Origin of the sequence: Paraburkholderia hospita, assembly GCF_002902965.1 — a bacterium.
Taxonomy (GTDB): Bacteria; Pseudomonadota; Gammaproteobacteria; order Burkholderiales; family Burkholderiaceae; genus Paraburkholderia; species Paraburkholderia hospita.
The window spans coordinates 331,938-353,174 of the sequence record NZ_CP026108.1; the positions used below are offsets into that span (position 1 = coordinate 331,938).

20 protein-coding genes, 1 tRNA gene and 1 pseudogene are annotated in these 21,237 nt (G+C 58.1%); 10 read left to right on the forward strand and 12 right to left on the reverse strand.

What is annotated here, in order from left to right; all coding sequences use genetic code 11:
* Positions 1-195 precede the first annotated feature (195 nt).
* Complete coding sequence (locus tag C2L64_RS45905; protein ID WP_103154355.1) at positions 196-1,626, forward strand: IS1182 family transposase; 1,431 nt, start codon at positions 196-198, stop codon at positions 1,624-1,626.
* Positions 1,627-2,085: 459 nt separating this feature from the next.
* Positions 2,086-2,162 (forward strand) — tRNA-Met (locus tag C2L64_RS45910).
* Positions 2,163-2,276: 114 nt separating this feature from the next.
* Here C2L64_RS45910 and C2L64_RS45915 read toward each other — a convergent pair.
* Together C2L64_RS45915 and C2L64_RS45920 are read right to left on the reverse strand one after the other, a co-directional pair.
* Positions 2,277-3,410, reverse strand: a complete 1,134-nt coding sequence (locus C2L64_RS45915; RefSeq protein ID WP_103153991.1) for a sensor histidine kinase — start codon at positions 3,408-3,410, stop codon at positions 2,277-2,279.
* Positions 3,411-3,719: 309 nt separating this feature from the next.
* Positions 3,720-5,549 (reverse strand): hybrid sensor histidine kinase/response regulator, encoded by a 1,830-nt coding sequence (locus C2L64_RS45920; protein WP_103153992.1) that lies wholly within the window; start codon positions 5,547-5,549, stop codon positions 3,720-3,722.
* A gap of 271 nt (positions 5,550-5,820) precedes the next feature.
* Between C2L64_RS45920 and C2L64_RS45925 the strand changes: the two genes are divergently transcribed.
* From C2L64_RS45925 to C2L64_RS55310, 5 genes and pseudogenes are all read left to right on the forward strand, one after another.
* Positions 5,821-6,273, forward strand: coding sequence for a DUF2934 domain-containing protein (locus C2L64_RS45925; RefSeq protein WP_103153993.1), 453 nt, complete (start codon positions 5,821-5,823; stop codon positions 6,271-6,273).
* A 302-nt stretch (positions 6,274-6,575) separates the two neighbouring features.
* Positions 6,576-6,779 (forward strand): cold-shock protein, encoded by a 204-nt coding sequence (locus tag C2L64_RS45930; RefSeq protein WP_007584087.1) that lies wholly within the window; start codon positions 6,576-6,578, stop codon positions 6,777-6,779.
* Positions 6,780-6,966: 187 nt separating this feature from the next.
* A complete protein-coding gene (locus C2L64_RS45935) occupies positions 6,967-7,197 on the forward strand; it encodes a hypothetical protein (RefSeq protein WP_103153994.1) in 231 nt (76 codons plus the stop codon).
* A gap of 76 nt (positions 7,198-7,273) precedes the next feature.
* Positions 7,274-7,849, forward strand: coding sequence for a hypothetical protein (locus C2L64_RS45940; protein ID WP_103153995.1), 576 nt, complete (start codon positions 7,274-7,276; stop codon positions 7,847-7,849).
* A 386-nt stretch (positions 7,850-8,235) separates the two neighbouring features.
* Positions 8,236-8,562: pseudogene (locus C2L64_RS55310) on the forward strand (H-NS histone family protein).
* A 434-nt stretch (positions 8,563-8,996) separates the two neighbouring features.
* Here the strand turns inward: C2L64_RS55310 and C2L64_RS53765 are convergent.
* Both C2L64_RS53765 and C2L64_RS45955 read right to left on the reverse strand, forming a co-directional pair.
* Positions 8,997-9,143 (reverse strand): hypothetical protein, encoded by a 147-nt coding sequence (locus C2L64_RS53765; RefSeq protein ID WP_158660594.1) that lies wholly within the window; start codon positions 9,141-9,143, stop codon positions 8,997-8,999.
* Positions 9,144-9,160: 17 nt separating this feature from the next.
* On the reverse strand, positions 9,161-10,477 hold the full coding sequence (locus tag C2L64_RS45955) for an NHL repeat-containing protein (protein WP_103153996.1): 1,317 nt from the start codon (positions 10,475-10,477) through the stop codon (positions 9,161-9,163).
* An 813-nt stretch (positions 10,478-11,290) separates the two neighbouring features.
* Here C2L64_RS45955 and tssC point away from each other — a divergent pair.
* Together tssC and C2L64_RS45965 are read left to right on the forward strand one after the other, a co-directional pair.
* Complete coding sequence (gene tssC, locus C2L64_RS45960; RefSeq protein WP_103153997.1) at positions 11,291-13,375, forward strand: type VI secretion system contractile sheath large subunit; 2,085 nt, start codon at positions 11,291-11,293, stop codon at positions 13,373-13,375.
* Entirely contained in the window at positions 13,365-14,261 is an 897-nt protein-coding gene (locus C2L64_RS45965; protein WP_103153998.1) for an alpha/beta fold hydrolase, read from the forward strand. The genes tssC and C2L64_RS45965 overlap by 11 nt, the downstream gene beginning before the upstream one ends.
* 429 nt (positions 14,262-14,690) lie before the next feature.
* Here the strand turns inward: C2L64_RS45965 and C2L64_RS45970 are convergent, their stop codons facing one another.
* The 4 genes from C2L64_RS45970 to C2L64_RS45990 form a co-directional block, all read right to left on the reverse strand.
* Positions 14,691-15,575 (reverse strand): hypothetical protein, encoded by an 885-nt coding sequence (locus C2L64_RS45970; protein ID WP_158660595.1) that lies wholly within the window; start codon positions 15,573-15,575, stop codon positions 14,691-14,693.
* Complete coding sequence (locus C2L64_RS53770) at positions 15,572-16,837, reverse strand: HNH endonuclease (protein WP_158660596.1); 1,266 nt, start codon at positions 16,835-16,837, stop codon at positions 15,572-15,574. The genes C2L64_RS45970 and C2L64_RS53770 overlap by 4 nt, the downstream gene beginning before the upstream one ends.
* A gap of 72 nt (positions 16,838-16,909) precedes the next feature.
* Positions 16,910-17,917, reverse strand: a complete 1,008-nt coding sequence (locus C2L64_RS45980) for a zinc ribbon domain-containing protein (RefSeq protein ID WP_158660597.1) — start codon at positions 17,915-17,917, stop codon at positions 16,910-16,912.
* Between the two features lie 561 nt (positions 17,918-18,478).
* Positions 18,479-18,922, reverse strand: coding sequence for an SET domain-containing protein (locus tag C2L64_RS45990; protein WP_103154003.1), 444 nt, complete (start codon positions 18,920-18,922; stop codon positions 18,479-18,481).
* A gap of 294 nt (positions 18,923-19,216) precedes the next feature.
* Here C2L64_RS45990 and C2L64_RS45995 point away from each other — a divergent pair, with 294 nt between their 5' ends.
* Positions 19,217-19,495: an HU family DNA-binding protein gene (locus C2L64_RS45995; protein WP_103154004.1), complete on the forward strand. Its 279-nt coding sequence runs from the start codon at positions 19,217-19,219 to the stop codon at positions 19,493-19,495.
* Positions 19,496-19,739: 244 nt separating this feature from the next.
* Here the strand turns inward: C2L64_RS45995 and C2L64_RS46000 are convergent, their stop codons facing one another.
* The 4 genes from C2L64_RS46000 to C2L64_RS46015 all read right to left on the reverse strand — a co-directional run bounded on the left by C2L64_RS46000 (position 19,740) and on the right by C2L64_RS46015 (position 21,139).
* Positions 19,740-20,084, reverse strand: coding sequence for a hypothetical protein (locus C2L64_RS46000; RefSeq protein ID WP_103154005.1), 345 nt, complete (start codon positions 20,082-20,084; stop codon positions 19,740-19,742).
* A gap of 10 nt (positions 20,085-20,094) precedes the next feature.
* Entirely contained in the window at positions 20,095-20,361 is a 267-nt protein-coding gene (locus C2L64_RS46005; protein WP_094298571.1) for a DUF1488 family protein, read from the reverse strand.
* Positions 20,362-20,576: 215 nt separating this feature from the next.
* Positions 20,577-20,906, reverse strand: coding sequence for a type II toxin-antitoxin system RelE/ParE family toxin (locus C2L64_RS46010; RefSeq protein ID WP_103154006.1), 330 nt, complete (start codon positions 20,904-20,906; stop codon positions 20,577-20,579).
* On the reverse strand, positions 20,903-21,139 hold the full coding sequence (locus C2L64_RS46015; protein WP_097219717.1) for a type II toxin-antitoxin system ParD family antitoxin: 237 nt from the start codon (positions 21,137-21,139) through the stop codon (positions 20,903-20,905). The genes C2L64_RS46010 and C2L64_RS46015 overlap by 4 nt, the downstream gene beginning before the upstream one ends.
* Positions 21,140-21,237 lie beyond the last annotated feature (98 nt).

Genomic DNA, 21,237 nt, shown 5'->3' on the forward strand with positions numbered 1-21,237 from the left:
GATATCGCCCATGCGTCGATCGGCCGCCCCGCGCCCAGCGCAGCACGACGTGACTAGGGTTCAATGTCAGCGATCCCGTCGCGTTGTGTGTAGCCTTGGCGTCAAGCGAGCGCTCTTCCGTTTTCGGCCCAGACTGTGTCAAAACACCATTTTGGCGCGGTAAAATAGTTCATCCGATAGCGGAGGATGAGCGAGATGAAGCGGTTCGTTCAAGGCGACAATCGTACACAAAGCTTTCTCCTCCCCGAAGCACTTGACGACTACGTGACGGACACCAATCCCGTGCGCGTAGTCGATGTTTTTGTAGATGAGCTTGATCTTCAGAAGCTCGGATTTGAAGGTGTTGAGCCAGCTCTGACGGGGCGGCCTTCATATCATCCGGAGGTGATGCTCAAGATCTATATCTACGGTTACCTGAACCGTATTCAATCCAGCCGCCGCCTTGAACGCGAGGCCCAGCGCAATATCGAACTGATGTGGCTCACGGGCCGCCTGGCCCCGGACTTCAAGACCATTGCGCGGTTTCGTAAAGACAACGGCAAAGCAATCCGCGGCGTCTGTCGTCAGTTCGTCATGCTATGCCAGCGTCTGGACCTCTTCGCCGAAGCGTTCGTTGCAATCGACGGCAGCAAGTTCAAGGCGGTGAACCACCGCGACCGCAACTTCACAAGCGCCAAGCTTGAACGACGCATGCGCGACATCGAGTCAAGTATCGCTCGCTATCTCGATGCGATGGATACAGCGGATCGTCAGGAGCCTGCAATCGCGAAGGTCAGAACAGAACGATTACAGGACAAGATTGCAGCCTTGAAGGAACAGATGCGAAGCCTCAAGGAGATCGAGGTCCAACTCAACGCAGCACCCGACAAACAGGTATCGCTCACGGACCCAGATGCTCGTTCGATGAAGACGCGGGGAACCGGAGTCGTCGGCTACAACGTCCAGACGGCGGTTGATACGAAGCACCATCTGATCGTCGCGCACGTGGTTACTAATGATGGCATTGATCGAGATCAGCTGACGTCGATGGCGAAGCTGGCGCGTGATGAAATGGGCGTCGACAGGCTCACTGCAATTGCGGATCGCGGCTACTACAAGAGCGAGGAGATACTCGCATGTCACGAGGCTGGAATAAATGTGTTCGTTCCTAAGACCGTGACATCGAGCGCAACGGCTCATGGCCGATTCGGCAAGGATGACTTCATCTATAACGCGAGGACGAACGAATATCGGTGCCCAGCAGGCGAGCGGCTCATCTGGCGATTCTCAACCGTTGAGCGCGGCCTGACGATCAGTAAGTACTGGAGTTCTAATTGCCAGCAATGTTCGCTAAAAGGGGACTGCACGCCGGGTCCTCAACGTCGCGTGACACGCTGGGAGCACGAGGCTGTTCTTGATGAGATGCAGGCGCGACTTGATCATGCGCCTGAGATGATGCGCATCCGGCGACAGACTGTCGAGCACCCCTTCGGCACGATCAAGGCATGGATGGGCGCCACTCATTTCCTGACACGGACCATCGAGAAAGTGAGCACGGAGATGAGCCTGCACGTGCTGGCGTACAACATGAAGCGGGTGATCAAACTACTCGGTTCCGAAGCGGTTATGAAGGCGATGCGGGCGTGACGCCCGTGCGGAGTTGTTGAGCCTTTGCGATATGTTCGGCTGTGATTTGACCTTCGGCTCGTCGCAGTCGACAAGCGGCAATCCGCACCGGCACAGATTTCCTCAATTCCCAGTGGCTAAGCGTTTTGACACAGTCTGGGCCATAAACGGCCCTTGGTGCTCTGCAGGCAGACGTCCGCTGACGAGTGATGAGCCGCCGTTCTGCAAAGCAATGCGATCGAAGATCCGACAAACGAGCCAGCTCTTTTTTCCGTACTGCGTGGAACGGCTCCGAATCGATGGCTGGTGGCGGAAGATGAATCTGGTCGTCTACATCGAGCCAAGACAGTACTCATGTCGTCCTGGCGAGTACCTTGATCGCGATTTTATCTGGTGGATATCGCCACCCCCAATCACCTGCGGCGCTGGCAGGTTCCGAGTCCTGTTGACCGGAACCCGCAACCCCCGTACACTCCGCGCCGCGGGGTGGAGCAGTCTGGCAGCTCGTCGGGCTCATAACCCGAAGGTCACAGGTTCAAATCCTGTCCCCGCAACCAGCATACGAAGCCTGTCAGGTGACCGCCTGACGGGCTTTTTGCCCTACGTCTCCGGAACGTTGCAGCCGCAGCAGTGCCCGGAAAATGCGGCGAGCGTCACGAGATACCCTGCCATCACAGCGTTCCCCGGGCCACTACCTGCCGGGGCAGGCTCACTGTAAAGGCGGTCTCCTGTCCGTCCGAGCGCACGTCGATCTTGCCGCCGTGCGCCACGGCGATCTCGCGAGCGATATACAGTCCGAGCCCGAGATTGGCGCCCTTCCGGGATCCGGCATCGGGGCCGCGCTGGAGTGGGTCGAATATTCTTGGCAGCAGCGCAGGATCGATGGCTGCACCCGCGTTTCTCACCTCGAACCGGACTTCCGTGTCGTCGCCTGTCAACGCCACCCGCACTGGCACGTCATGCGTGCCATACCGGATCGCATTCACGACCAGGTTACCCAGCAACTGCTGCAGGCGCAGACCGTCCCAGACGCCCCGCAGGGTCGCAGGCGCCTCCAGCACGATCTGGCGCTCTGGATGAGCCGCACGCAACTGGTCAGTCTCATCGGCAAAAACCGCAACAAGGTCCACCTCGGCTGGCACGATGCCGATGCCCAGACCCAGCTCGGTCCGATTAAAATCGCACAGATCGTCGAGCAGCGCCTGCATCCGGGCCCCAGTCCGGATCAGACGGTCTGCGGCAGACGATACTCCTTCACCGGCATTCATCCTCGTGAGATAGGACGCCGTCGCGTGGATGGTCTGCAGCGGGCTGCGCATGTCATGGCCCAGCATCCCGAGGAACAGGTTGCGTGCCCGCTCGACTTCAGCGCTGAAAGAACGGACCGATTCGGCAATCGCCTGGTCCACCGCTTCATTGAAACGGATGATGTCATCGAGATAGCGTGCTTCAGGCTGACAATCGTCCATCCACAATTCAAGCACGCTGGCGCGCAGCGCGCGGTACTCGGCGGCCAGCTGGTTGATGTCGAAACCGCTTTGCGCGCGCAGAAGGGCGTGCGTGTGTGCCGCCGTGTGCGGCGCATCGGCCAGCTGCGGGGCCCGCCCCCATGCTTTCTGCGACCGCGCGTCCGCGCTCTGCCCGGTCGACAGGTCGGCCACCATCGCTTCAAGCAGCGGCCGTGCATGATCACGCAACGCCAGCGAATCCATGCGCGCCGCCGCAGGCAGCAAGGTCACGGCGAACGCCTCCCATTGCACGAGGATGCGCTCCATATCGCGCAGGATGAACTCAGACAGTCGCATGTCATTCCTTGAGAAAGCGAAAAATCCCCTTTGAGCCTTCCGGCTGCGGGTCATCGTCGCGGATCTGCAACGGCTCTGTCGGTGGCGTAACGACCGGCTGGAACGGCGATCGCGGCCTTATGTGTCCCGGCTTATCCGCCCCGAAGACGTTATTTCTATCAATGCAGGTCGACCTCACCATCGACACGTAGCCCACCCGTCGCGCTGCAGAACATCGCATCTGCTATGCAGTTTCTTCCGTCGTCGGGTGCAGTCACCACCACCGGCCACAGCACCCGCCACCTCAGGGAATCCATCATGCGGTCGCGGCTACGTCGCCATGCCCAGTGCCCGTACGAGATCGGCCAGCCGGTACGGTTTGTGAATAAATGCGAAGTCGCTGAGATTGCCGTGCTGCGCCTTCAGGGCGGGAAGGGGATATCCCGACGCGAGCACGATCCTGATAGCAGGATGAAGGCTGCGCGTCGAACGCGCAAGCTGAATGCCATCGATTCCGTCAGGCATGACAACGTCGGTAAACAGGACGCCGATGTTGTCGCGCCGACTCAACACATCCATCGCCTCAGACCCGTTGCTCGCGGTCAGTACTTCATAACCCAGGCTTTGAAGCAGCTGGGCCGTCGCGTCCAGCAGATCCGGCTCATCCTCGACGAGCAGCACGGTATCCAGCGCCGGACCGGGCAACGTGTCAGCGTCGCCGGAGGTATCTCCAGCTACCGGCAGATAGAGACTGACGGTCGTGCCCTCGCCGGGTTCGCTGTGGATCAGCACGTCGCCGCCCGACTGGGCAATGAAGCCATATACCTGGCTCAGGCCCAGGCCGGTGCCCTTGCCCACCTCCTTGGTGGTGAAGAACGGGTCAAACGCACGCGCCGCAACTTCGGGCAACATCCCTGAGCCAGTGTCCGCGACGGACACCCTGGCATATGGGCCAGCCGCGAGCATCCCCACCGTCCCTTCGCCGAGTTCGACGTTCTCCACGCCGAGGACAATTGTTCCGCCGCCGGGCATGGCGTCGCGCGCGTTGACGACCAGGTTAAGCAGTGCCGCCTCAAACCGGGCTGCGTCGAGCAGGACCGGCCGGGGCCGGGATTCCGGCCTGACCTCGAGCCCGATCGCGCCCTCGGCGGCCCGCCGGAGCACCGCCTCGAAGCCGCGGATCACCGCGGTCACGTTACATCTTTCGACCTTCAGTGGCTGCTGGCGTGCGAATGACAGTAGCTGCTGGGTCAGCCTCGCGCCGCGGGCGACCGCGCGCTGCATCGTCTCCAGCATCCTGAGGTCGGCGTTGTCCTGTCCGCGCAGCGAAAGCACATCGAGTCCGTTCGACATCACGGCCAGCAGGTTGTTGAAGTCGTGGGCGACCCCGCCCGTCAGCTGACCCAGCGATTCCATCTTCTGTGCCTGGAACAGCGCCGCGTTGGCGCGCTCCAGTGCCTCCGCGGCCTGCTTGCGCTCGGTCACGTCGCGTATCACTTTCGCGTAACCGACGAGCTCGCCCGCTTCATCGCGGATGGCATCGACCACGACATGTGCCCAGAAGCGGGTGCCGTCCTTGCGCACCCGCCAGCCTTCGCGCTCGAAGCGGCCTTCCGTGCGGGCGATGGCCAGCGTCTGCGCTGGCAGACCGCCGGCGCGGTCTTCTTCGGTATAGAAGCAGGAGAAATGCTTGCCGAGAATTTCGTCGCGCGAATAACCTTTGATGCGCTCGGCGCCGACATTCCAGTTGGTCACCTCGCCAGCGGGCGACAGCATGAAGATCGCGTAGTCGGTGACCCCCTGGACCAGCAGGCTGAAGCGCTGCTCGCTTTCCCGTAACGCATCCTGGGCGACCTTTCGCTCCGTGATGTCGCGTGTAATCTTGGCAAACCCGACAAGCTTGCCGGAATCGTCGCGCAGCGGATTAATGACCACGCTCGCCCAGAACTGGCTGCCGTCCTTTCGCACCCGCCAGCCCTCGTCCTCGAACTTCCCTTCGTCAAGGGCGGTTCGCAGGGCAAGCGCCGGCCGACCGGCAATCTGTTCACTTTGCGGGTAAAAAACGGAAAAGTGCTGACCGATGATTTCGCTGGCCGCATAGCCCTTGAAGCGTTCGGCGCCGGCATTCCAGGTTTTGATAATGCCGTCCGGATCAAGCATGAATATTGCGTAGTCCCTGACGCCTGCCACGAGAAGCTGGAAAGACGCTTCTCCGGGAATTTCCCCCGGAGGCGGTTTGCGATCTGTCATGGTCTTTTGCGGGCAGCGCCCTGTTAGCGGTTCGTCACACTGCGCTGTAAATGCGTAACGCGGTCTACTTAAGAGCAAGCGCCGTGCCAGTGCATCGGCATCATACGCAGATCGTGCGGCCAGTACTGGCTTTCCAGCCGGCAAGCGGGCCACCCCCTATGGACAACATCAGGAAGACATCATGACCGAGCGACTGGTTGACGTAATGAATGGCAGCGGCAATGTCCTGCATACCTACCCGATCACGCTGGGCGAGGCGGGCAATGCCGACGAGTCCCGATACTTGGCGAAGGCACTGGAAGCGGCAGCGCAGGGCCGGCTTGTGCCGGACGATAAACTTGGCACCCTGACGGCCAGGATGCACACGGCCCGGGGTGGTCAGATGGCCCCCTATGGCGATGACCTGGAGAAAACTTCGGAAACGAAAGTCGGCCTGGACCAGGCCGTTCGGGAACGCGCTTACCTGCTATGGGAGCAAGACGGGCGCCCGGATGGACGCACGGAAGAGTACTGGCACCGTGCGCTTGACCAGCATCTTCGCGAGCGGGCCTATGTTCTCTGGCAGCAGGAAGGCAGTCCCGAAGGGCGACAGGATGAATTCTGGCGCCGGCTTGTCGATTTCCAGGCCCAGTGATTTCTGCCTGTCCGGGAGTGTCCGGCGCGTACGGACAGACAACGGGCATGCATGTAACGACGTCAGCTTCGACCAGGTCGAAGTATCGGCGCCGACAGATCATCTGACGTGGGAGGAGTCGATTACGAAAAGCATTGACAGACCCAAGTCCGCACTATATTGTGAATCTCGAAATATTCAAGAAGCTCGATTGCTGATCATCATTTTCCGCCTTGTCTGCGCGGTACTCGCTGTCCTCTCTTCTTCCTTGAAAGTTTTTGTCGCTCCGCACCGGAGCTGTTATTTTTATTTCAGGAATTCTTATGGATACCGGTACTGTCAAGTGGTTCAACGATAGCAAGGGTTTTGGCTTCATTACTCCGGACGCGGGTGGCGACGATCTCTTCGCGCATTTCTCGGAAATTCGCGGCGATGGCTTCAAGACGCTCGCAGAAAACCAGAAGGTGAGCTACGAGACAAAGCGCGGCCCGAAGGGTATGCAGGCCGCGAACATCTCGCCGCAGTAACGCATTGCAAGGGCCGGTCTTTCGGCCCTTTGCTTTGTTAGCCTGACTAGCATCCTCGCGGAGCCTGCGCTCCCGATCTGATCGCCGCGTTTCAACGTGCGCATCATTTGTCTTTCGACACGATCCGTCTCGCCCCTTTTTTCGATTTATATAGCTCGACATCATGTCGTGCGGCCGGTTATCGCTTATGCAAAATAATAAACACATTCACCATTACAACGGCTATTCAGTGTCACCATCGGCGCACCGGTTACCGGACGGCTGGTTTGCCGCCAACCTGCTGCTCACGAGAGGTGACGCCCTCAACGCTGAGCCGGTCTCTTACCAGTTTGATGCGCTCGACTATTTCGACAGCGAAACGCAGGCTCTTAGGCACGCTACCGCATGGGCGCGCGGCTGGGTCGACAGCCGGGGTTAGTCGGCATGGCCTGCTGCACACGCGCGGCCATGCGTCGCGCTCCCAGTTTTCCATATTTCCCACACGAGGAGCAGAGATGGCTTTGCTGGTCATGCAGGTCGCAGTGAGCGGAGAACTGGTGGAGGTGTTTGAAATGCCGGTTGATGATGTCGACGGACACCGGATGCTCGCCTGCGCAAATGAGGACGAGCGGGTGATTCATCGCGCCGGCCAGATCCTCGAAGACGGTGAAGTCTGGATCGATCTCATCGACAGGGACGGCGAGACGCTGTTCGATGAGGTGGCATGTTTCCACCGGGCAGACGCCGCCGACGCGCTGCAGGTTCATTTCGGCATGAATCCCGAGGTGGTTAAAGACTGTCTTTCAAAATCAAATGTTGCCTCGCTGTATGCGAGGCATCGCGTAGCTTCCCAGGCCTACTTTCGCAAGATTGACCGCCTCGTCGACTGCTCCATGGTGAGTTCCCGACAAAGCAATCGCCGGCGGGTGGGTGACGCCAGCGTCATGGATCTCGTGATTGAGCTTCGCAGACGGCTGGACGGTGCGGACACCCTGCTCGCGCTGAATGAGCTGCCGACGCCCGTACAGGCTGCGGCCGGGCAACTGAAGGAAGCGGCGAAGTCCTACGCGACGGCTGTCCAGCGTCTGTAAAGTGTTATTCGGCGCGCGGCTGCGCAGGGATAGGGGATTGGCGCGTGCAAAGAACCGTGAGCTATCGCGGGCTCGAGCTCTACGTTGAACCGCGACCCACATCGAAAGACATGCTCGAGCCGTGACTCCGAATTGCCGGGGCGAACCGGGATGCAGGAACAGCCGCTTTTGGAACACTGATCAGGGTTCGCGAAGGCCCGTATTCACGTCGGTGGGCTTACCTTGTTGCGGAGATTGCGGGACAGGCGTCAATCGACCTCATTCCCGGTCCGCAAGGTAGCTCGACATGCGGTACATGGCCGCAACAGGCGCGGTTTTCACACAGCACCTCGCCGTCGGTGATGGGTTGATAGAAGCACCGGCAAAATACCTTAAAGGAATGCCTGATGGACGAACGGAAACGGGACAGCATGATTGCGTATCTCCGCCACCGCATGGATGAGTTCGGCATCAGTCCGGATGACCTCGCTTCCTTCCTTGCGACCAGGCCTGCGGCGCCGGAGACGGGTCGCTAGCGCAGCGCGGGCGGTGATACCTGGAACGGTGAAGGCGAGACGCCTCAATGGCTTAAACAGGCCCTTAGCGCCGGACAGTCCATCGGGCACTTTGAACTTCCGTGGGGAGCGCTCGCACAACCGTCCACGCAGAGCGATGCGGACTGGAAAAACGATCCTTTCGCCGGAAGCCCGCTCGCGCGGTCGAGCCACCGCTAGACCATCATCTGCGCCCTTCTGGCTTGCCCCAATCGTAGCTGATCACTGATCGAACGCTCGCCATCGAATGAGCGAACGCCACCGGCGGCGCATCGCGGGGCATGCACGCCTGCTATGGCCGCTTTTGAGCACCGCAGCGACATTCACCGAAACTGCCCTAACGACTGGAAGGGGTCGGCTACAGTCTGACGCGCGACGCGAGCGCCTGAGGCTCACGCATGCGGGTCGACGGGCAAGGTTCGGGACACGCTCTGGGCCAGGAATCGACGCTCGACGCCGTCGCCCAGAGGCGCCCCTTCATCGGCGCATTCGGCCGGCTTTGAAAACGTCCGCTGCCATCCGAAGAATCCGAACTCGGCTTTCGAGAACGACCCGAAACGGCTTCCGTGCGTGCTGGGCGAGTAACGCCTTTAGCTTATACAAGTCACGGCTGTTCAAGGCGAAGCTTCCATTTCAACGGCGGTCATGCCCTCCAGCCGGCCACGCCAGAAGGGCTTTACGCTCAGTTCGCCATCACCCTTGCGGCCGAGAAATTTACCGAAGCGTTGCGCATTCAGGTGCAGCATGTCATTGATAAGCATCAATAGGGGGCTTTGCTCTAATGACTTGCAAGCACGTAGTTGCCGCTGCCTTTATAATCGTGCCCGCCCCCGGCAGGGCACGCGCCGGTAGTGGTATCGCCAGCGAAGAATAGACCCTCACATTTATGGCACCAGCGCCAGTTGTCCTGGCCGGTTTCTGGGGCGGCACGCAGAACATAGTCGCCACTGCCCCGATAATCATGACCGCCCCCGGCAGTGCATGCGCCGGTAGTGGTATCGCCAGCGAAGAACAGACCCTCACATTTATGGCACCAGCGCCAGTTGTCCTGGCCAGCCGCTGGGGCAATGGCCAGCACGTAGTTGCCGCTTTCCGCATAGTTGTGACCGCCGCCGGCGGCGCATGCGCCCGAGGTGGTGTCGGCAGCGAAGAACAGGCCCTCGCACTTGTTACACCACCGCCAGTTGTCCTGTGTGGTTACGGCTGGTTCCTTACTTATGGCGATGCCGCCGCTCGGTACCCCAATTCCGGTGTCAATACCACTGATGGTGCGGATCGGCGCGGCGTCACCACTAGCACCCGCGCTATAGACAGTAACGCTGCCAGCCGAGAGATCCGTTGGGAAGTTTCCCACGTAGACCAAGCCGGCTGCATCAACTGCCAGATCGAAGTCATCGACGATTCCGGTACTAGGTCCCGAAATCTTTCGGATGGGCGCGGCATCACCCGAGGCTCCGGGGTCGAAGACGAGAATGTCTATCCCATCGCTCACATAGAGATTGTTGAAGCTGTCGAAGGCCATCTGAGAGGGAATGGCAAGGCCAGTGCTGCCACCGCTGATGGTACGAATCGGCGCGACCGAACCGTTGGCTCCGGGAGGGTAGACGCTGATGATCCGTGGCATATCGTCTTGGGAGAGGTATAAATTGTCGAAATTATCGATAGCTATCCCATTCAGGTTGCCGATATCACCAACCTGGATCCCAGTAAGGGTGCGGATAGGCGCGACGTCGCCGCTGGCGCCTGGCCCGTATACAGTAATCTTTCTATGTGAGGGAACTCCCCCTGTGTTGAGGACATAGAGGTTGTCCGCGCTATCGATGGCCAGACTTCCGGGAATCGCAAGGCCAGTGTTGCCGCCGCGGATGATGCGGATCGGTGCGGCGTCGCCGTCGGCGGTGGAGGTGTAGACCGTAATGGTGCTAGGAGCGGCATTGCCCACATAGAGATTTCCCAGAGAATCGAGCACAACGTCCACGACGCCGTCAAACCCAGTGCTGGGGCCGTGAATGCTGCGGACAGGCACAGCATCTCCAACGGCTTTATCGTCGTAGACGTTTACTGTGTCGCGCAAAACCCCGACGTAAATAGCCATTTTTGTCTTCCTCGGTTTAGAAAACTCAGCCGCACCTATCTACTCGCATTGTGCGGCCCACAGGGTCTCTTGAACTCACGGCACTGGACGACATTTATTCGGCCCAGCGGACGGGGGCGTCCGCCGATTGGGATTCTTTTGTTGACGTCGCCGCATCTAATGTGATGCATTAGGGCGTGCCGCACATCAATTCTTTTTTTACCGCGGCAGGTTAACGAACGAAATTCAGCATAGTTCGTATACAACGGGATGCTGTCTAGGACCAACCCTGAGTCATCCTACTCTGAGCGGGATCGAACGGCGATTGGCAAGAGCCGGCCAATAGTTGACGTTCGCGAAACAAACAAAGCCGTCATTCCAACGGCGGGTTCACTCCCGGTGCTGCGTTTGGCAGTAGGGTGAGCATCGATTCGACGGTGATTGCCAGAACTCGGCCATGGAAGAGACGTTGCAGTTTCCGCCGACAATTTTTTGACTTATCCCCCTTGCCTTAATCAAGAATGAGGATATTGGTCAAACTTCAAACTGCTTTTGACCAAGGGCTCCCTATCGCCTAGCCTAATGAATAGTATGCATTTCAGATGCTGGGATGCGAGATCGACCCGCATCGCTGAGAACCGTATTGTCGCTCATAGGGCGAGCACGCCAGAAGGTGGCGCAAGCCGTGCCACTTCAGCCGCCTGGAGATTCGCAGACGTGGCGCACGTTCTTTAGTGATGCTGGATGATCGGTTGTCCGTAAGCCCGGCCGCCGAAATTGCCTGAAAGCCTACTTGAACGGCTCTACAAAGTCGTTGCATTTGGAGGAGTGGACATGCATCCAAGCAGCGAAAGGAGGGCACAACCTCAAGACCTGACAGCGACAGAGGTTTTCGCTCTATTTGAAAAAGAGGTTGGGATACGGTCGGAGCGCGACCGTGAGGATTATCAAGATTCGTTGCGCACCCTTGCATCGCTAGCACTTGCTAATATCTTATCTATTCAAGGTGATGCTGTTCGGACGCTGGAAGCGCTCATCGCTCAAATAGACAATAAGCTATCCGAACAAGTCAACGTAATCATGCACCAGCAAGAATTTAAGCGCCTGGAAGCGACTTGGCGGGGGCTCTGGTATGTGTGTTCGCAGATCAAATCTATTGAAGACGCAAAGCTCAAGTTCTTTAATATGTCGAAGAGCGAGTTGTATCGCATTTCGAGAAGCGGGCGCGAAAGCACGCTTTATGATCAAGTATATACCCAGAGTTTTGCGACTTTTGGTGGTGAGCCGTTTGGCGCAATTATTGTTGACTTCCAGTTTGACACGAGCGGAACTGATGTTTATATCTTGCACCATTTGGCACTGGTCGGCTCGACGGCACATACTGCGTTCATTGTTAGTGCTGATCCAGCGATGTTCGGATTGACAAGCTTCACTGAAATACACGCTCCCCGGAAACTTCAAATTCACCCGTTGGGGCCGGGAAGTGCATATTGGAGATCGTTGTGTAACGATGAACGTGCACGCTATCTTTGTATTGCGCTGCCACACATCTTGATGCGCGGCACTTATGGGCAAGGTAAGATCGTCGCCACCGAATTCAGTTTCGAGGAAGAAGCTTCCCGCAGCTCCGACATGCTTTGGGGCAATCCGGGATGGGCGATAGGTGATTCGATCGCAAGGTCATTCGGTCAAGACGGGTGGTTCGCCGCTCTATGCGGTAGCGAAGCGCCTGGGGTAGTGCGGAACTTGCCCGTAGTGGAGGTTCCTGCAGATGACGGCGGAACTGAAGTAATTGGCCCGACGGATACACCTGTTTCATATGCTCGTGAACGAGAGCTGACGCAGTTAGGGTTTACGACGCTGTTGCAGAGAAAGGGTTTTTCCGATGTGGTCCTCAATGCTGTGCATAACCCTTTTAGGCGAGAAGCTATTAGCCGGACAGCGTTTTTGGGCGCCCGGCCGCCGCCTGATACGGCGGCTCGATTTCATGACGATTCGCCCGATCGCGACCTCCGGGCGGTCTTGTGCGCGTCTCGCTTTGCACATTACATCCCTATCGTTTGGAACACGGCCTCGGGGCGCTTGCCTGACGTCAAGAGCGACACAGAGACTCGGCCGTACGAATCCTTAGAACTCAGCCTGCAGCTTTGGTTTGATGGGTACGTAGCGACGCCAGATACTGCACCGACAGTTGATAGACCTCTACGAAGTGCGATGGTGCGCGTACACCAACGAGATCCGGGTGACTATTGCGCAGAGGCCGTTGTGGAGCTTTGGCTTGGCTATCTCTTTGTTGGGGATGTCGGGCCCGTTAAAATCGCCGTCCGGCTTGAGAACGCTTTCGATAGGCCCGCAGCCCGCCAGGTCGCGGTGGCACGGCTCTCCATTGCGGAGCCAAGGCGGGTCCGGGGTGAGCATCTAAACTCTCAGATAGCTCCCGGTCATAGCAATAGCCAGCATGCAATCGCACCGTTTCAGCTCTATGCAATAGAGCCTAGCAGGGAACCCATACAGGTTGTTAGCACCCTCACTCAAGTGTTAAGTGAACGCGCGTGGATTTTGCAGCGCATCGTCCTAGGACCTCTTTGCGTCCACGCGCTTGTAGCCGCAGACCTCCCCATCGACCAATTGATCGATTTCGCTGCAGATGAGGAATCTCAACTTGAGATCGACATCACACATTGTGTGATGGGAACCAAATTGAATAGCTTCCAGCTGGCGTTTCTCGCAACATATCCTTCGAAGATAGTTCGTGGGCTGTCTGCAGATCTCGCCATGCTTGATGACCGATATATCCTGAGGCTTCTGGAGCCTCTCGCAGTGTTGGACCCAGGTCACCTCATTCCGACTTCGGAGTCAAGGGCAATCGAGTGCCGCTTCGACATGGTGATTCTGGAGGAGCCAGGACATGACCATTGAATACCACGATGTTATACGAACCGGCCCGGAACTTACGCATCCAGAAAACGGTAAATGGTTTCTTGCGTCCGACGTACATGGTCCTGTTGTCGTATTCGTACACGGCTTTACCGCACACGGCAGGTATCTGGCCCGACTGGCGGAGTACGTAGGCGCACACGGTTTTTCCCCGACGCTATTTAACTACGATTCGTATCGAGGCATCGATCAAGCCGCGCTAGACCTGGAGATGCTGCTCAGCGATATCGGAGACGAGATTCGTAGAGAGGGACTCTTTCTTGTAGGCCATAGTATGGGCGGCCTCGTTGTCAGATATTTTGTTCAGTATGGTACCGAGCGCTCCAAATTCCAGGTACGCGGAATCGCAACCCTTGGAACGCCCCACTGTGGAACACTCTCGAAGAGGCATCTTGGCCACTTTCTTGATTGGGCAGATTCCGTCACTATGCCCAATCCCTTCTCACGCTCGCCCGCTTGTCCGTCCGCGGTGCAACTCACCGACGCCAGCCCTTCGGGTCTCATTGGGCGCCTAAATCAGGACGCGGCCGCTGACGAAAGGCGCATTCCAATTCTCTCGATTTCTGGCGGATTGCCTTTTCTTGAGTTTGGGAGCGGCAGTAATGGAGGGTTCGCTGGAACGCTGCGAAATCTGGTTCTGCAACGGCTCATCGGTGAGCGACCAAACGACGGACTCGTCCCTGAGTCAAGCGCCAATGTAAGCAAGGCTATCGGTTCCGGCCCGCATAGATCCCACGCCAGCGACTACCCGGGATACGAGCGGGTCAACCACTCGTATCTTGGTAGGAACCAGCAGATCGCCGGGATCATCGTGCGGTGGTTACACGACGTAACGCATCAATATTGCGATTCGAAGGCTAACACCTGACGAGGTCAGGAAATCACGTCAAACGAAGACAGACATTTAACTCGCCGTGAATGAGTGCAGGGTCGATTACTTGCCCACAGTGGGTGTACCGAGCGACCGCTCGCCTCTGATACCAGCCCTTGCGACTCCGGGAGCTCGACCGGCAACAATGGGTCGTGCGCTGCCATTCGCGTAACGCTCTCGCCGATTGCATATGAATTGGCAACTATCGGCCACAAAGCGACGCTCGCTCGACGGCGATATATGGCGGCACCTCGACGCGTTTCGGTCATTTGCCCCATTTTTTGTCGGGTAGCTCAAACATGCCAGATAGATGAAGTTGCGCGCGCAGGGGAACACACCACAGTCGGACGGTGATCGGCCAGAAGCAACCGCCCGATGTCGGCTCCACATCATCGAGAGTCGAAACTGCGCGCTCGCAGAAAGGCTTTACGACGCGCCAAGCAGCATGTTGTTGAGCGCCGCCTTGCTCGGGACTTCATTGTCTTCGATCATCCGAACCAGCACGCGCTGGAGTATGTTGAACGTCTGCACCAAATGAGTGTCGTTGTGCTTCGGTTTGCCGTGCGCCGCAGCCGAACGTTTATCGTACAGTTCAAATATTTCCCGCTGAAGGGCAAGCCGTTCTTCGCCGGGCGGATAAGCATACGAGGCAATCAGGACCGACACGCGGAACCTCAATTCGGACGTCGATGGCGAAAATAACGCTTCGAGCGCGCCCCAAAGCGACACGAGCGTAAGTGCGTGGTGCGGCACGAATGTGGAGAGTTCGAACGCCTCCATTGCGAGCCGGAAGGCGGCGTGCGATGCCATAAGGCCGACAGCGTTCGGCCAGTGGTCGCGGACCCAGTCGAGCAATCCGATCATCGGCTTAGGCTTCGCCAGGGCTAGTTGGATGTACTGCGGGCTCGATTCAACCGGTGTAAGCCGGAGTTCGGGATGCGGAATCGCAGCGATCTCGGAGAAGGAATGGCTCGATTGCATGAGAAACCGGATCGTCGGATCGCAGCACAGCCGCAACAGGCTCGTAATCGTCCGTGCCACATCATACGGCGTCAGATCGCCCGGCGGTTTGTAGCCGCTGCGGATGACCAACTCCGTGTGAACGTCGAACTCGTTGTGCAGCGTCGACGCGTTCCAAGGTTCGCGGTGGTGCTTGCTTGGCGCTTCGGGCCGATTGACCGCGATCGTGTACGAACCCATTAGGCGTGCGTATGTGCGACGCAGGGCTAGCCCGTGGCCCAAGTCGTACTCGTCCTGATCAGGCGGCAACTGTAGACTGCTGAGTCCGGCGTATAAATCGAATGTCGTCATGGGATCAATTGGCCAACGGGTGCCGCCGAGGGACGAGGAAAATTGAAAGGGAATGCACGAACGAAATCCATCATCTCGTATCGTTCGATACGATGTGCCTCGTAATCCACTGTGAAAAAAGTGTTGTTGGAGAAGTTTAGATAAGGCAGCCCTTCTCCTAATAGAACCGATTCGATCTGCGAGCCGTAAAGCCGCGCGTGGAGCATCAGGGCACATGTCCCGCCGGGCGTGGGAATGCCCGCGATCATGAATCCATGCAGAGTGTGCGGCAAGCCAGAAAAGATGTTCGCGATCGGAAGTTTCTGTTCCGTCGAGTGCAAGGGGAAGGCTGGGACACCAGTCGCTATGGACCGCTTTACGCGCTGAAACTGTGGGTGTCTGACGTAGTCAGCGCCAGCTATATACGCCAGCAGATTCACGCCAATTTTTGCCAGCACCCTTCCGGTGACAGCGATATCGAACGACATTGAGATTCCTACGAGCCGATTTTCAACGTCTTGCTCCGTCATCTGCTCAAACGTCGTCTGATTGATCAATTTCCTGAAAAATGTGAGTGCTCGCGCGATGCCCAATTTTTCAGTGCTCTTAAGCACAATTTGACCATTGCCGCGTAGGAACATACGTGCGCAAGACTTCGGTTCGCTTCCATCCGCGTTCGGCTTGAGCGGCGTGCTCCACACGCTCGGAGTCGGCGGTGCCAAGACCAATCGCACTTCACCTTGAACATATTGATCGCCGTTCCATGTATAGGTGGTCGCATACAACGCGGGAGCTTTTTCACTTGGATCTTTGGAAACACAGACCACGCTTGCTCCGAGCAGAGTTTGCGTTCGATCAATATATTCACGCAATGGCGTCGCTTCTGATCCAGTACTAACGCCTTCACGATCCCCGACCAATACGAGTTGAGGAAGTATCGTAGGCCGTCCCCGCGCGCCAAGCTCTATCTCGACCGCATATCCAGCGGGAGTAATCATTTCCTTCGCGCTTGCTTCCAGCTTGGGCGGGTTTGCGCCTTTGCCACGCCGTCGCCCTTCAGACTGAAGAAAAATTCGCCCCAGAGCCGCAGGCGATTTCCGCAGAAATTCGAGCTCTAGCGGTGAGAAAACATCCGTGTTGCATTTCTTGCAAACAATTCCGCGCAAGATAAATCGCTTGTCATCGCCCCCTAAACCAGCGGGGATCACGTGTTCCGCAGAGAAAGGTCCATTGCTGCCGCAGTAGATACAAGCTTCAACCGGTAATGAATTATTCAAGGACATGTTGTTGGTAGGCTAGTACGGCTTCTAAATTTTTTTGGTGCACAGAGTGATGTACCGTAGGCCATCGTCGCATCAGTCATCTTGGGCCTTGTCGGCTTGGTACTGACAGTATCCGCACAATCCGTTATTGTCGTAGTCATCCAGTGTCAAATTTTCGCCGCAACGTGCACATCCTTCCCGATCAAGTTCCATCCCGCACCAAAGACATTCGCCCTTGGCATGTACGAACGTCGCATGCTGGCATTCCGGACATTCGGCGACCGGTTCTTCGTCTCCCGCATATGGATCGTACCCGCCCTGAACATCAACGAGTGTTTCTTCTAGCAATGGGATGACGTGTGAGGAAAAACCGCAGCTAACGCACGCATACTTGACCTTCTCGCTCTCCAGATCGCTACTGTCAGTCGTGTCGGGTTTTAACAGCGAAGATCTACAATCTTCGCACTGCATTGCTGGGATTACCGGCAAGAGGCCATCGGGCACGTTGAGGGCCGCCCAACCGTCTTCGCATACAGCAACCTGACCTTTATAAAAGTCATGCTGCTCTAGCATGGTTTTCCATGTCTCACCTAGAAGCGTCGCAGGCGCGTCCCCCAACTCCTTTTCGATCAATTCGCTCAGGAGTGGGAACGTGTCGGATAGAAATTTGCCGATGACAGCGGCCGCATTCTGAGGATGGAGGTGCTCAACGTTGTTACGCTCATTTTGCAAGGCCTTGACCACCGTCCAATCTGTCGATATTCCGAAAGCATCGAATCGCTTTTTAATGTCCGCCAGATCGATCGTGTTGTTGTTGAACTTGAGCGGTTGCCACTCAAAGCCACCACTACCGTCAGGTTTCGGAAGTATTTCTCCCGTCTTGAAAATCAGCTTGTAGCCGTCCTCGGGAGTCGGAGCTTCCAGAGCAATTCGATACTTAAACAGGAGAAGAATCCCTGCAAAGTAGTTGCGCAGCGCTGACAGCGCGCGATCGGGATCGCCGCCGTCTGCTTGCTGACTGCGGGTGTAGTCTTCGACGCCCAGTCGGATGGAAGTCAAAGCGTTTGATTTCAGCTTATCTGGATCGAATTTTTCGGCCACATGGATCCCCGGATTGGTTTCAGTTTTGTTCGTAACTGCTTGGCGAGGGCTGCCTAAAGGTGAAGGCACACCGGCATTATGCACGCGCCGCGCAGTGCTGCCGTCCGCCTTCGGAGAAGCGATGTGTAGCGCGAGTAAAAGCTTATTTAGCAGGCTTTTCGCATTCCGGAACGCCTGCGCTCGTCAGCCAAAAGCTGCTCTGCGCTCCAGCGGTCGGACCATCGTTACTTCCCACTCCCGGATGGCGCGCCACGCGATAAGCACACATCGGCCAATATGGAGTTCGCCCGGCCCGAGTCCGCGCTTGCGCATTTCGTAAAACGTTGAGCGGGACAGCTTGTAGCGGTCGCAGAACTCCAGCAGCGTAATCGCGCCGCCGCCGTTCGCAATCTCGGCCGGTACCAGTTCAGCGGGGACACTGGTGCCAGTGACTGCAGCGCTGCGTGCGAATGTCTCATATCGGCGCGAGAGCTGACCGGCGCCTATGCTGACTGAGTGACTCAATCGGGTCGCAAAGAGGCATCCAGCAGCGCCGGCAACAGTCATTCGCATCGGCCGACGTCAACCATCTGACGCGCCGAGCATGGTCCGCCGGCACCCGGGCGAGTTACACCGGCATGCATACTGTTGCCTGATCTCATCGGTGGGTTCGCCGTCGATGACCAGCGCATAGTCAATAAACAGTTCGCAGCCGGGCGCGATGTCGGCGAGCGCGTGGATGAAGACACGATCGCCCGACTCAATCGCTTCGCAGTTCGGTGTGCATGCGTGATTCAGGAAGCGGGCACTGTTGCCCCCGCGACTGCCATCAATCACCCGCCCGTCCGAGAGCCCGAAGACGAAAGTGTGGCCAGCGTCGGCGCGCTGGCGCGCGGCGGCGCGCCGCCAGGTGGTCCGTTCACCCGTGTACTCAATAAGCCGCTCGCCGGCCGCGATGGGCCGCAGCGCGAAGAGTCCCTTGCCATGCACCGACGAGCGTCGTGCAGTGATGCGTCGCTGTTGCATGTGTGAAGTCCGAGTGGGTGTCTGTCTGATCATCGCGGTTCAAAAATCAGTCGCGAAGCATATCGCTACTTCCTCTGCAAACTCAACCCTTGCATACGGACATGCGCAACTAACTGTCTGGCGTGCCAGCATACGATCCGGCTTCGCCAGACAACCTGTCGACAGGAAAGGGGGCATCGGGACACAGTGGCGCTTTCCAGGACAACTCGCGGGTTGCTGGACCGCCTCACGTGCGGTAGGGTGGCGTCCGGTCCGCCAGCACGGGGGTGTTATGGCTCAAAGGGAGACTCACAGATGAACAGACACGAACTGATTGATGCCGTTGCGGCTACCACAGGCGGGAGCAAGACCAGCACGGCCGAAGCCATTGATGTCATTCTCGAGGCCGTGACGGCGGCCGTCATCCGCGGCGAGACAGTCCAGCTGATCGGATTCGGCTCGTTTTCGACGGGGGCGCGCGCCGAGCGCGCGGGGCGGAATCCTTCTACCGGCGAGACAATCGCCATTCCGGCGGCGAAGACCGTCAGGTTCACCGCAGGAACGGCGTTCAGGGACGCCGTCAATGCCGGGTGACATCGGCGGGATGTGACGGACTGGACGGCTGACGCGCGAGAAGGCAGATCGCCTGATCGTTTTCAGTCGTACCGCCTGCTCCGTTGCCGGACTCCATGAAATGTCGGCGCATCCGAAAAGATGCAGGTTATCCCTGACTTTGGGTGCGTGTTGAAGCCCACCGGCCATATCCGGCGGGGGGTATTTTTTTGTGGCGAGAATTTTTCAGGCGACGCCTGTAACGGAAGCGGGTTGCGAAGCATGTCTATACGCGCAGCAGCCTCGCAGCACAGCGGTCATGGATCTGGCTGACGAGTGTCACGCGATAATCGAGCCGCCCGCCATCCGTAAAGAGTGACGCCACGGCTTCCTCGGTCCTGAGTCCGAACGTCACGAGGACGTCGGGTGCCAGGTCGACCGCCATGCGGACGATGCTGATTCGGTCCCGCCATTCCGGATGCGCGCCGTTAGCGCCCATCCAGACGAGAGACAGTTCGACCAGGTGATCCGTCCTGAGCCAGTCGCCGGTGCGTGCCATGGCGACAAGTTCACCGACCACGAGGTAACACAGCATTTCTGCCCGTGCTTCATCGTCGAAGACAATAGTCATGGCGACACGCTCACCGGCGCGCAAAATCGGCGGTGGTCAGTTCAAGGTGCGTGGCTGGATGAGCGAGTACCTTGCGCTCGGCGATCGCCCGGATACGGCCATAGCCATTGCGGAAGGCACGCAGGATCCGGATGTCATCGGCGTTGGGTTCAAGCCAGAAGCAGTCCTGCAGTGCCTTGATCGTGACCATGCATTCGACTGGCCCCTGGGGACAGGGAAGGCTGAACGATACGCCGCGGCCGGCAAGCACCTGAGGTTCGAATTCAAGGGTATCCATGTCAGTCTGCGAGCGATACGAGAAAGTGCGTGATCGATTGTTGCACAGGCGATGCGGCCTGATTATTGAGGTTCTACAGTTTCAGGTGAAGCGTGTAAATGAACTCACCTGTGTGCGGCATGGCTGCCGCGGACTGGCGCGCTGCCTTGGCATCTGAACGGTTCCGATGCGGTCAGGGTAAGGGGGCGGGCGCCGAACGTCCGCATGGTGCGCATTTACCCATTTTCGTTGTGCAGCCACGCCGGAATATCCCGCACGCCGTCAATCACACGCCAGACCTCGACGTAATCACCGCGATCCACATAAAGGACCAGGTGTGGATAACGGTTAAGTGGCCATGACCGGAGCCCGGGCAGGTCGAGTTCGTGGGCATGGCGTGGCGATCCCATCGCGGGATTTTTCCCCAGGCGCTGGAACGCCTCTTCGACAGCAGTGATGAACCCCAGTGCAGCGGCCTCCGAACCTTCCTCGGACAGGTAATAGTCAATCCCGGTTTCCAGATCCTGCTGCGCCTGCCGGGTAGGGACGACGGGTTTCGACTTCATTTACGCGCGCGACGCACGCGAGCGCGCAGTGATTCGAAATACGGCGCATCAACAGGCACTGTCGGGCCCGACGCTGCGCCTTCCACGAGAAGAGCACGCAAATGCTGCCGCTGCTGGTCGCGGCGGATCAGTTCGCGGACATATTCGCTGCTGGTGCCGTAGCCCCGTTCGCTGACCTGTTCGTCGACGAAGCTTTTCAGCGCGTCCGGTAAGGAAATGTTCATCGTCGTCATACGACCAGCATAGCAGTTTTGCCAAATTTTGCCAAAATCGCGCCGTCGCCATGTGCGATGGCTGACGCTGCGGTTTTCGCCAGCGTCGCATCGGTGAT